Raw genomic sequence first — 12,151 nt, forward strand, 5'->3', positions numbered from 1 at the left:
TACCGCCAGCGTTCAATCTGAGCCATGATCAAACTCTTCAGTTTAAAAACTATATCTGCATTATTAAGACAACACAGAAAATCTGAGTTCGAACATTCGCTTCTTATCAAACCTAATGTTTTGACAGTCGCTTGTGTTCGATTATTTATCGACTCACAAGCGCCCACACGAATTACTTCTAAATTATTTGTTTTAAAGATCTCGACAGCGGCGCTTTAGGCTTGTCGTTTAAGAGGCGCGTATTCTACAGCGATTCTCCTCAGTGTCAACCGTTATTTTGAATTTTTTCTTTTAAAATCAGTCACTTACAAACTTTAAAAGGATCCAGAACTTCGGCCTTCCCTGCTACTGCGTGAGCAGCAAGGAGCGCGTATACTACGCTCTTTTTTAACTCTGTCAACCAATCTTTTTAGCTTTCTTATTCATAAAATCAACACCCGGTTCATTTTATGAAAAGCACCAATCGATTGGCCTACCCCATCTGCCCCAGCAGCGAGGAGCGCGCATATTAAGGATATTTCGAATCCCGTCAACACCTTTTTCAATAAAACCCGGAAGTATTATGTTGCGCTGCGCTTTTGTACCGGGTTCCGTGATGTCAACGATCTATAGATGCGTTCAGCCAATAACAAGAACAGCAGCGCGCCATAAACCAGGACTTCATCAATAGTCCCACGAGACTGCATCCAAAGGTGAACCAGAGCACCGAATGCCGCAACATAAACGAAGCGGTGTATCACCAACCACCATTTTTTAAGCCTTTTAATGACAGCCTTTGGCGATGTAATCGCCAAAACCATCAATACCAACCAAACCGCCATACCTATATAGATAAATGGACGACTGATCAGATCTTCCACCAGCAGTTGCCAATCAAACTGAATCCAACCCGATACATAGATCGCCAAATGCAGACTTGCATAGTAGAAGGAATAAAGCCCGAGCATCCGTCGGTACCGCGCAAGACGCTTAACCTTGAGCCGACGCAACGGCGAACAGGCCAGAGTGATAAGCAAAAACCTGAGAGACCACTCCCCAGTTTCAGCCAGCAAGACCTCAACAGGATCGATCCCCAAAGAGCGCGGATTGATAAAATACACTAACAGCAGATACAGGGATGGACTGGCACATGCAATAAACACCAGCCACCAGCTCAACTTTCTGTTCATGATCAAATATATTCAGACAGGTTCATATCTTTGTAGAGGTCGGCCACCTCTGTATAGCCGTTAAACATTTGCGTCGGGATACGTTCAATCTTACCACCGGCACCGATTCGGCGTTCTCTGGCCTGACTCCAGCGCGGGTGTGGCTGACCGGGGTTCACATTACTGTAGAAGCCATACTCCCTCGGATTTGCCAGATTCCAGGTAGTGGCGGGCTGCTCTTCGGTAAACCTGATACGAACGATGGATTTGATACTCTTAAAGCCATATTTCCAAGGCACCACCAACCTGATCGGCGCACCGTTTTGAGCAGGAACGGGTTCGCCGTACATGCCGACAGCCATAAAGGCTAAAGGATGCATGGCCTCATCGATACGTAAACCTTCGATATAAGGCCATTCGATCGTTGAAAATCGACCTTTCTGGCCACGGAGCTCTTCTGGCCGAACAATGGACTCAAAGGCGACATACTTTGCTTTACTGGTCGGCTGAAAGGATGCCAAAAGGGTCTTCAGTTCAATACCCGTCCAGGGAATGACCATCGACCAGGCTTCCACACAGCGCAGCCGATAGATTCGCTCTTCCAGTGAGCGGCTGCTGATCAGATCTTCAAGGGAGAGTTTACCCGGCTTTTCGCACTCGCCGCTTACTTCGATTTCCCAGGGGTACGGATTAAACTCGTGCGCATAGCGGGATGGGTCTTCTTTGGCGGTACCGAACTCGTAAAAGTTGTTGTAGCTCTTGGCATCGTAGGCGTCGGTAATCGGGTCATCTGCCTTCACACTGCGATAGACAGTAGAGCGAACCTTCTTATCCAGCCAGGCCGGCGGTGGCACATTCTGATCTGCAGAGAATGCCACCTTTGGAGCCGATGCCGCGATGGCAGCAAGCCCCAAGCCTTTCATTATTTGCCTTCGGTTCAGAAAGGCTTCTTTAGGTGTAACGTTCTGTTCTTTTTCTGAAAATCGGTAAGACATTTTGGCCGGCTCCAAGCAATTCGGTTGTACCAGCTCTGACCATCCAATCAGGCAGAAGTTTCTGTTTTTTGTTTTTTGAGTTTAACGAAACGCCACAACTCCATAACCGGACCATGCAGCGCGTAGGTAAAGGCAAAGCCGAACAGAACCCGTGCAGGGTCCAGCGCGACCAATGCAAAAACCAAGACAATGGCCAATAATGCAAAGAACGGAACCCGCCGCTGAGCACTGATATCCTTAAAGGAAAAGTAGCGCACCGGGCTGACCATCATAATCCCGATCAAAGGAGTCAGTATAACCATCAGCCAGGAAAGCTGATCACCACTGATACCGAACTTCTCCATCGACCAGATGGTTGACCAAATAACAGCGGCACCGGCCGGGCTGGCCAGGCCAATAAAGTACTTCTTATCGACCTTGCCTATTTGGGTATTAAAACGCGCCAACCGCAATGCCGCACCAGCCACGTAGATGAAGGCCGCGATCCAACCGACCTTATCGAGCCCCTGCAATGACCATTGAAATGCCAGCAAAGCCGGAGCCAGACCAAAGGCCATAACATCCGACATGCTGTCGTACTGGGCTCCGAATTCTGACTGAGTATGAGTCATACGAGCGACGCGCCCATCGGCACCGTCCAGCAATTGGGCAACAAAAATGGCGACACAGGCGGAAATGAAATTTCCATTCATTGACGCAATTATCGAGAAAAAACCGGCAAATAAGGCACTGGTCGTCAGCAGATTAGGAATCAGATAAACGCCACGTCGGGTAGAGCTTTCTATCGGTTCAGCACTAGCGGGTTCACTTTTGTGCAGCGGTTCAATACTCATTGAGATGCTTCCTGATGAAGGGCTTGCGCCGTTTTCCAAAATGCATTGACTAACGGATCCTGAAGGCGGCGGTTCAATACGCATATGCCGACATCGAAGGGCTGTAACGGTCTTTCGACATCCAGAACCCGGATTTTATCTTTCAGCGGGCTGTTTTCGATCACCAGGCGTGGTACCACACCCACACCTAAGCCCAGCCCCACCATGGCAACTATAGCCTCATGGCCGGCAACCTGTGCGTAAATATTCGGTTTAATGCTCTGACTGCGGAACCACTGATCCAGACGCTTTCTCGCCAGGCCGAATTCAGCCATTACAAAGGGCACCTGCCCCCAGGGCACCGGTGCCTGCGTCAACAACGCATCAACCGGGCCATCGCTGTTTGGTACGATAAATTCCAGCGGCGTATGCACCAGTGATTTAAACAAGAGCGGGTTGGGCAGTTGATCCGGCAATGGGGCAACGGCCAAGTCGGCCTCATCGTCCATTACCTTTTGAATGGCCTGAGCGGCATCTCCGGTTTCCAGGATTACCTCAATATTCGGGAACTCACGTCGAAAGATGGTGAGCAGATCCGACATAAAGGAATAGGTCGCTGTCACTGAACAATACAGGCGAATCTGGCCGGTTAATTCGACAGGGTTATTCTTAAGGCGGTGCTTTAGATCCTGCCAGTGGGCCAACGTCGCCTCGGCAAATTCACGGAACTGCCGGCCTGCCTGAGTGAGTACAACGGTGCGGTTGTCACGCTCGAACAGTGTCGCTCCCAGTTCATCTTCCAGGCGCGCAATGCTGCGGCTCAAAGTCGACGGGCTCACATGCATGGCTTCGGATGTTTTGCCGTAATGCAGCGTCTGAGATAGATGTATAAACTGGCGTAAAGCTCGTAGATCCATAAGAGTCCTCCTGAAGGCCCCAGATTATGGCACGATCGCCTTAATGTTGCAGCATTTGCAACGCTATTTCCCCTTTTAATCAAATCAGGTTGAAAACACGAAACTGCGCCAGAGCCCGCAACGGCAGGGGTGTAATCCAAACGTTACGCTTACTCACTTTTCGCAACACTTGGTTGCCAACAATTCATTTTAAGCAATAAGGCTCATTCGCTAGACTGCACTCCAACCGTGGCAGGTGCCACTCCCTTATTTTGAAAGGTAACGACATGAGCAACTATTTCAACACCCTGAATTTACGTGAGCAACTGGCTCAATTAGGACAATGCCGCTTTATGGATCGCAGCGAATTCGCTGATGAATGTGAAGCACTGAAAGGCAAGAAAGTTGTCATCGTAGGTTGTGGCGCTCAGGGCCTGAACCAGGGTCTGAATATGCGCGACTCCGGTCTGGATGTTTCATACGCTCTGCGTCAGGCGGCGATTGATGAAAAGCGTCAGTCTTTCAAAAATGCTTCAGAGAACGGCTTTAACGTTGGTTCTTATGAAGACCTAATTCCAACTGCTGACCTGGTTGTTAACCTGACACCGGACAAGCAGCACACTAACGTCGTCAGCACGGTTATGCCGCTGATGAAAGAAGGCGCGGCTCTGGGTTACTCACACGGCTTCAACATTGTTGAAGAAGGCCTGCAGGTTCGTAAAGACCTGACCGTTGTTATGGTTGCACCGAAGTGCCCGGGTACTGAGGTTCGTGAAGAGTACAAGCGTGGCTTCGGCGTTCCGACTCTGATTGCTGTTCACCCTGAAAACGATCCACAAGGCGAAGGTCTGGCCATTGCTAAAGCCTGGGCGGCAGCGACTGGCGGTCACCGTGCCGGCTGCCTGCAGAGCTCATTCGTTGCTGAAGTTAAATCGGATCTGATGGGCGAGCAAACCATTCTGTGTGGCATGCTGCAGGCCGGTTCTATTCTGTGCTTCGACAAGATGGTTGCTGATGGTATTGATGCAACCTATGCAGCTAAGCTGGTTCAGTACGGATGGGAAACCATCACCGAAGCGCTGAAGCTGGGCGGCATCACCAACATGATGGATCGTCTGGACAACCCTTCCAAGCTGCGTGCATTCGAACTTTCAGAAGAACTGAAAGTCATCATGCGTCCACTGTTCCGCAAGCACCAGGATGACATCATCAGCGGTCACTTCTCTGCAACTATGATGGCTGACTGGGCAGCAAATGATAAAGACCTGCTGGGCTGGCGTGAAGAAACCGGCGAAACGGCCTTTGAAAAAGCCGCTCCGGTTGAGAACGACCTGGATGAGCAGGAATACTTCGATAACGGTATCCTGATGGTTGCCATGGTTAAATCCGGTGTTGAACTGGCATTCGAAACCATGGTTGAGAGCGGCATTATCGAAGAGAGTGCTTATTACGAGTCTCTGCATGAGCTGCCATTGATTGCCAACACCATTGCCCGTAAGAAGCTGTACGAAATGAACGTGGTCATCAGTGACACCGCAGAATACGGCAACTACCTGTTCGCCAACGCTGCTGTGCCTCTGCTGGCTGAAACCATAATGCCTAAAGTCACTACCGAGGTGATTGGTAAAGGCCTGGATGTTAAATCTAATTCTGTGGATAACGTAGCACTGGTGAGTGCCAATGAAGCCATCCGTAACCACCCGATTGAATACATCGGTGAAGAGCTGCGCGGCTACATGACTGACATGAAGCGTATCGTTGAAGTGTCTTAATTAAGCGCTCCGCAAGCGCAATAGAGCCCGCCAGAGTGCGGGCTTTTTAATGCCTGAAGCTTTCGCTACTTATTCAGCAAACGCTCATTGGCTCGGGAAAGCTGCTGCGCCATGGTTTCCATCGTGGCGATGACCAGATCTGGACGGGTTTCAATTAACGAGCGGAAATTTTCGTAAGATACCTTAACTGCCGTGCAAGGCCCATCTGCAACAACCGTTGCAGTGCGGTGCGTTTTCAACAGCATGGCCTGCAAACCGAGAATCTCGTTTTCCCGCGCGACACCAACCACCTTTCCATCGACCAGCACCCTGGCTCGACCCTCGATCAGGGTATAGACCGAATCAGCAATCACGCCCTGCGAGATAATGGCCTCGCCATCCTGAAAGAATTCGAATCCGGGCACCGGGTCTGCGCTTAAGCCGGCACTGAATGCGGCCAGCTCGAGCATGAGATCACTAAACCCAAAGATAAACTCAGGCTGGTTTGCAGCGGGTATATCCGACCAGAGCCAGACCTCCAGCTCCAATGGTGACTCCTGAACCCAGCGGAACAGACTGCCGGGGTAGGCCAGCCAGCAATCGCCGGGTTCAAGCGCCAGCAGGCATTCATCCCCCCGGAATAACGACAGGCTGCCACCCAATACCCGCACCAGAGCCCACTGCTCAATCGGCAACGCTTCCAGAGAATTCTCGGCCACCGAATAGGATTGCGAAGCGATACCGTCAAGGCCGTTCAATGCAAAAAGCTGGCGTGCCTGCGCTCGCAGCAGCCAATTCTCGGGGAGCTGGGTATCTAAAATCATGTTACTGCCTTTCTAAAAAAACGGATCTGAGCCGGTTACAGTATGGATTGCCGCAACTAATCTCAAACCTATTGATCAAATAATTCTAATCTTGATTATGGTTCAGTTACGGGTAATTACCATGCATATTCAAATTGGCTTGCCGTGCACCGCGGAGCCCTGGTGTGACATTGCCGCCTGGGCCATTCTGATAATCGCCGTGGTGTTAATAGCCGGCCTGATCGTGGCGGTGATTCGGGAAGTGAGAGCAAACAGAAAATAAAAAAGGGCTCAACATGAGCCCTTGATAGCGGTCACCTTCAGGTGGGTTTTAAAGGCTTAACACCTTATCACCGCGGGCAACACCGGAAACACCGGTGCGGGCCACTTCCAGAATGGTCGTGCCGGCCAGCGCTTCAATAAAGGCGTCCAGCTTGCCTTCATCGCCGGTCACCATAATGGTGTAGGTCAGCGGCGAAACATCGATAATTTGTGCGCGGAAAATATCTGCGCTGCGTTTCACCTCTTCGCGCTGGGCGCCGGTTGCCCGAACCTTCACCAGCATCAGGCCGCGCTCAACGTGCTCGCCATCGGAAAGATCAACCACCTTAACCACCTCAACCAGCTTATTCAGCTGTTTGGTGATTTGCTCGATGACCTGCTCATCGCCGCGGGTAACCAGCGTTAATCGCGACAGTGATTCATCATCGGTAGGGGCAACGTTCAAAGAGTCGATGTTGTAGCCACGCTGAGCGAACAGACCCACCAAACGGGCAAGTGCACCAGACTCATTTTCCATTAGAACTGAAAGAATATGTCTCATTAGGTACGCTCCGTTTTGCTCAAGAACATGTCACACATAGAACCATTAGGCACCTGCATCGGGTACACGTGTTCTTCCGGATCAATCCGTACGTCAATGAATACAACGCGATCTCTGATCTCCATTGCTTCCTTCAGTTTGTCTTCCAGCTCTTCAGCCTTATTCACCACAATACCGACGTGGCCATAGCTTTCAGCCAGTTTGGCGAAATCTGGCAGGGAGTCGAGATAGGAGTGCGAATAACGCGATTCGTAGTTCATGTCCTGCCACTGGCGAACCATGCCCAGGTAGCCGTTGTTCAGACACAGAATCTTCACCGGCAAACCATACTGCTTACAGGTGGACAGCTCCTGAATATTCATCTGAATAGAGCCTTCACCGGTCACACAGAAAACGTGATCCTCCGGAAAGTTCAGCTGCACGCCCATGGCCGCCGGCAAACCGAAGCCCATAGTCCCCAGGCCACCGGAGTTAATCCAGCGGTTTGGCTTATCGAACTTGTAGTACTGAGCGGCGAACATCTGATGCTGGCCAACATCGGAACAAACGTAAGCGTCACCCTGAGTGACCTTATGCAGCGTTTCGATGACATATTGAGGCTTCATCTTTTCAGAATCATCGGTACGGTAACGGCCACCGTGGCGCGCGCGCCACTGTTCAATCTGCTGCCACCACTGGTCGATCGCTTCATCATCCATCGACTGGCTGGACTGCTCTATCTGCTCAATCATTTCAGTCAAAACAGAACGGACCGGGCCTACGATCGGCAGATCGGCCATCACGGTTTTGGAGATTGACGTTGGGTCGATATCGATGTGAATCAGCTTGGCGTCCGGGCAGAACTTGCTGGTGTTGTTGGTGCAGCGGTCGTCCAGGCGTGCGCCGATACAAACAATGACATCGGCATTGTGCATCGCCATGTTGGATTCATAGCTGCCGTGCATACCCAGCATACCGATGAACTGCGGGTCGGTACCCGGAAAGCCACCCAAGCCCATCAGGGTGTTGGTGACCGGCAAGTTCAGCGCTTTCGCAAACTTGGTGAGTTGCTCAGAGGCCTTACCAAGAATGACCCCGCCACCGGCATAAACCACCGGCTTCTTGGCTTGCATGATCATGTTCACGGCTTTTCGGATCTGACCGCTGTGCCCTTTCTTAACCGGGTTGTAAGAACGCATCTTGACGCGATCCGGATAAGCGTAAGGGAATTTTTCGTTCGGCATGGTCATGTCTTTGGGTATATCGATCACAACCGGACCGGGACGACCACTTTCAGCGATGTAGAACGCCTTTTTGATCATCGCGGGGATGTCTGCTGGGTTTTTAACCTGCATGTTGTGCTTAACCACCGGACGTGACAGACCCACCATGTCGGTTTCCTGGAAGGCATCACCGCCGATCAGGTGGCTCATTACCTGGCCAGTAATACAGACCATTGGAATTGAATCCATGTACGCCGTTGCAATGCCGGTAATGGCGTTGGTGGCACCCGGGCCGGAGGTCACCAGGACAACACCGGCTTTGCCGGTCGCTCGCGCGTAAGCATCGGCCATGTGCGTTGCAGCCTGCTCGTGACGAACAAGAATATGTTTGATTTTCGATTGTTGATGCAATGCATCGTAGATATGCAGTACCGAACCGCCGGGGTAGCCGTAGACGTACTCAACACCTTCGTCGTGTAAAGCACGACACAACATTTCGCCACCAGACAGCATTTCTGGCTGTTGCGCAGATTTAGACATTTTTATAAGACCTTTGCTTGAGTTCAGGAACGCGTCGCTTTAAAAGCTTATCTTCAGCCTGTATTCGAATGTTTGGCCCGGTAAGGCCAGACACCAACACAACCGACCGTTCAGGGGATTCTCCCGCTGACTCCGACGCCGATATTGCTGCCCGAGACTACTTAGTTGCATGGACTGGTCGAAAAGACCAGAGTTCATCAGGCATTTTACGCTCTGGTTAAAGAATGTCCAGTTGTTATCCAGTGTTTTATTTTTTGATATGAGGTTTTTTAAATGCTGTGGCAAAACCCGGCTTACAATTGGGTAGTTTCATTATTTCTGTTCGAGAACTCGCGGTGCTCAGACACCCTCACAGAAATAATGAAACTACCCAATCGCAATCCTGACCGCCTGAAATCCCTTATATACTGCCGGTAATATTGGATAGATTTACGACTGAACTAAAGAAGCCCTGTAGGTCGGCCTTTAGGCCGACATTGTCGGGCTAAAGCCCGACCTACACTACCCGATTCAAGCCTTGCGGAAATCAATCTGCTCCCCATCCATATAAGCCTCAATCTTATCGCCGTGCGCAAAGTCACCGCGCAACAGGGCTTCAGCCAACGGATTTTCGAGCTTGCGCTGAATGGCCCGCTTTAACGGGCGCGCACCGTAAACAGGGTCAAAGCCAGCTTCACTGATGCTATCCATCACCGCCGAGCTGATCTCCAGCCCCATATCCATCTCTTCAAGCCGCTCATGCAGCTGCCCCATCTGGATTTCCGCAATGCCACGAATTTGATCGGAAGCCAGTGGGTGGAAGACAACCACCTCATCCAGGCGGTTGATAAATTCCGGGCGGAAGAATGAGCTGACGACATCCATCACCGCCAGCTTCATTTCATCATAATCGTCCTGGCCGGCCTGGGTTTGTATCTGGTCGGAGCCGAGGTTGGATGTCATGACAATGACGGTATTGCGGAAATCAACTGTTCTGCCCTGGCCATCGGTCAGGCGTCCGTCTTCCAGCACCTGCAGCAAAATATTGAAGACATCGGCGTGGGCCTTTTCCACCTCATCGAGCAGCACCACCGAATAAGGGCGGCGACGCACGGCTTCGGTCAGATAACCGCCCTCTTCATAACCAACATAACCCGGAGGCGCGCCGATCAGGCGGGCAACCGAGTGCTTTTCCATAAACTCTGACATATCAATACGCACCATGGCATCGACAGTATCAAACAGAAAGTGCGCCAGCGTTTTACACAACTCGGTCTTACCCACACCGGTTGGGCCAAGGAACAGAAATGAGCCGTTCGGCCGTTTGGGGTCAGACAGGCCCGATCGCGAGCGGCGAATCGCATTGGACACAGCGGCTACGGCCTCGTTCTGACCGATCAGCCGGGCATGCAGTACCGTTTCCATAGCCAATAGTTTTTCACGCTCACCCTCGAGCATTTTTTCAATCGGGATACCGGTCCAGCGGGAAATGACTCTGGCAATGGATTCATCCGTCACTTTATTCTGCAACAGCTTCATGTCCATCATTTCAGCCTGACTGGCCATATCGAGCTGGCGTTCCAGTTCCGGAATTTTGCCGTACTGCAGCTCAGACATGCCGGTTAAATCACCGGCGCGACGGGCCGCTTCCAGCTCAACCCGGGCCTGTTCGAGCTGCTCTTTGACATGCTGCGAGCCCTGCACGGCAGCCTTTTCACTGACCCAGACCTCTTCAAGATCGGTATATTCACGCTCTGCCAGATCGATGGCTTGTTCAAGCTTGGAGAGTGTCGCGTTCGCGGATGCGCTGTTTTCTTTCTTCAGTGCTTCAGCCTCTATCTTCAGCTGAATTAGGCGCCGTTCAAGAATATCCATCGACTCGGGCTTGGAATCGATCTCCATGCGAATGCGGCTGGCGGCTTCATCGATCAGGTCGATGGCTTTATCCGGCAGCTTACGGTCAGAAATGTAGCGCTGTGAAAACTTAACCGCCGCAATAATGGCACCATCGGTAATCATAACCCCGTGATGCACTTCATAGCGCTCTTTCAGCCCCCGCAGGATAGCAACACTGTCTTCTTCGTTCGGCTCGGAAACAAACACCTTCTGGAAGCGGCGCTCCAGCGCACCGTCTTTTTCAATGTACTGGCGGTATTCATCCAGTGTGGTCGCGCCGACGCAGTGCAGTTCGCCGCGCGCCAGCGCCGGCTTGAGCATGTTACCGGCGTCCATTGCGCCATCGGTTTTGCCGGCGCCGACCATGGTATGCAGCTCATCGATAAACAGTATGATCTGCCCTTCCTGCTTGGCCAGCTCATTGAGCACCGCTTTCAGGCGCTCTTCAAATTCACCGCGATACTTGGCTCCGGCCAGTAATGCACCCAAATCCAACGAAAGCACACGCTTGTTCTTCAGCCCTTCAGGCACCTCGCCATTGATGATGCGCTGGGCCAGCCCCTCAACAATGGCTGTTTTACCGACGCCGGGCTCACCAATGAGCACCGGGTTGTTCTTGCGACGGCGCTGCAGAACCTGAATGGTGCGGCGAATTTCATCATCACGCCCAATCACCGGGTCGAGCTTGCCCAGCTCGGCACGCTCGGTGAGATCCACGGTGTATTTATCGAGTGACTGACGGGTTTCTTCCGCCTCGGCGCTGCTGACCGGCTGGCCGTTGCGCACCAGATCAATGGCGGCCAGCAGGGTTTCTTCAGTTACACCGCACTGGGTCAGTAAACTGCCCACTCTGGAACGGTCTTTGAGCATGGCGAGCAGCACCAGCTCGCTGGAAATAAACTGATCTTTGCGCTGCTGTGAAAGCTTATCCGCGCGGTTGAGCACACGACCCAGATCGTTGGACATATGCACATCGTCATCAGCACCGCTGATCTTGGGTACGGCATTGAGCAGTTTTTCAGCGCTGTCACGCAGTTCAAACAGGCGCGCGCCGGCATTTTGCAACAGTGTAGCGACGGAGGCGTTCTTTTGGTTTAGAAGTGCCAGCAGCAGGTGAACCGGCTCAATAAAGCTGTTGTCATTCCCTAACGCGACGGATTGAGCATCGGAAAGCGCCAATTGCAGGCTACTGGTTAATCGATCAATACGCATGTTACTACCTCGAAATCTGATCTTTTACTGAGAAAAATCGGGATATGCCCGGTGAATCAAGTTCCTTTTATTTCACTGTTTGCTGCGACCCTCT

General features: G+C 51.7%; 10 protein-coding genes. 2 read left to right on the forward strand and 8 right to left on the reverse strand.

What is annotated here, in order from left to right; genetic code table 11:
• Window positions 1-560: 560 nt before the first annotated feature.
• From BCF53_RS17525 to ilvY, 4 genes are read right to left on the reverse strand one after another with little or no spacing between them, the layout of a single operon-like run.
• Window positions 561-1,169, reverse strand: coding sequence for a protein-methionine-sulfoxide reductase heme-binding subunit MsrQ (locus BCF53_RS17525; RefSeq protein WP_132703777.1), 609 nt, complete (start codon window positions 1,167-1,169; stop codon window positions 561-563).
• A 2-nt stretch (window positions 1,170-1,171) separates the two neighbouring features.
• Entirely contained in the window at window positions 1,172-2,143 is a 972-nt protein-coding gene (gene msrP / locus BCF53_RS17530; protein ID WP_132703779.1) for a protein-methionine-sulfoxide reductase catalytic subunit MsrP, read from the reverse strand.
• 47 nt (window positions 2,144-2,190) lie between these two features.
• The gene (gene pssA / locus BCF53_RS17535) at window positions 2,191-2,976 is read right to left on the reverse strand and encodes a CDP-diacylglycerol--serine O-phosphatidyltransferase (protein ID WP_132703781.1); all 786 of its coding nucleotides are present in this window, start codon (window positions 2,974-2,976) and stop codon (window positions 2,191-2,193) included.
• The gene (ilvY, locus tag BCF53_RS17540) at window positions 2,973-3,872 is read right to left on the reverse strand and encodes an HTH-type transcriptional activator IlvY (RefSeq protein ID WP_132703783.1); all 900 of its coding nucleotides are present in this window, start codon (window positions 3,870-3,872) and stop codon (window positions 2,973-2,975) included. The genes pssA and ilvY overlap by 4 nt, the downstream gene beginning before the upstream one ends.
• Window positions 3,873-4,138: 266 nt before the next feature.
• Between ilvY and ilvC the strand changes: the two genes are divergently transcribed.
• The gene (gene ilvC / locus BCF53_RS17545; RefSeq protein WP_132703785.1) at window positions 4,139-5,623 is read left to right on the forward strand and encodes a ketol-acid reductoisomerase; all 1,485 of its coding nucleotides are present in this window, start codon (window positions 4,139-4,141) and stop codon (window positions 5,621-5,623) included.
• Window positions 5,624-5,688: 65 nt separating this feature from the next.
• Here ilvC and BCF53_RS17550 read toward each other — a convergent pair whose 3' ends face one another.
• Complete coding sequence (locus BCF53_RS17550) at window positions 5,689-6,426, reverse strand: Crp/Fnr family transcriptional regulator (protein WP_132703787.1); 738 nt, start codon at window positions 6,424-6,426, stop codon at window positions 5,689-5,691.
• Window positions 6,427-6,547: 121 nt separating this feature from the next.
• On the opposite strand from BCF53_RS17550, the gene BCF53_RS19250 reads away from it, so the two are divergent.
• A complete protein-coding gene (locus tag BCF53_RS19250; protein WP_165901975.1) occupies window positions 6,548-6,688 on the forward strand; it encodes a hypothetical protein in 141 nt (46 codons plus the stop codon).
• 48 nt (window positions 6,689-6,736) lie between these two features.
• On the opposite strand, the gene ilvN is transcribed toward BCF53_RS19250, so the two are convergent.
• The 3 genes from ilvN to clpB all read right to left on the reverse strand — a co-directional run bounded on the left by ilvN (window position 6,737) and on the right by clpB (window position 12,057).
• Window positions 6,737-7,228, reverse strand: a complete 492-nt coding sequence (ilvN, locus tag BCF53_RS17555; protein ID WP_132703789.1) for an acetolactate synthase small subunit — start codon at window positions 7,226-7,228, stop codon at window positions 6,737-6,739.
• On the reverse strand, window positions 7,228-8,970 hold the full coding sequence (locus BCF53_RS17560; protein WP_132703791.1) for an acetolactate synthase 3 large subunit: 1,743 nt from the start codon (window positions 8,968-8,970) through the stop codon (window positions 7,228-7,230). The genes ilvN and BCF53_RS17560 overlap by 1 nt, the downstream gene beginning before the upstream one ends.
• A 510-nt stretch (window positions 8,971-9,480) precedes the next feature.
• Complete coding sequence (gene clpB / locus BCF53_RS17565) at window positions 9,481-12,057, reverse strand: ATP-dependent chaperone ClpB (RefSeq protein WP_132703793.1); 2,577 nt, start codon at window positions 12,055-12,057, stop codon at window positions 9,481-9,483.
• Window positions 12,058-12,151: the final 94 nt, after the last annotated feature.

Origin of the sequence: Reinekea marinisedimentorum, from assembly GCF_004341165.1 — a bacterium.
In the GTDB taxonomy this organism is placed as follows: Bacteria; Pseudomonadota; Gammaproteobacteria; order Pseudomonadales; family Natronospirillaceae; genus Reinekea; species Reinekea marinisedimentorum.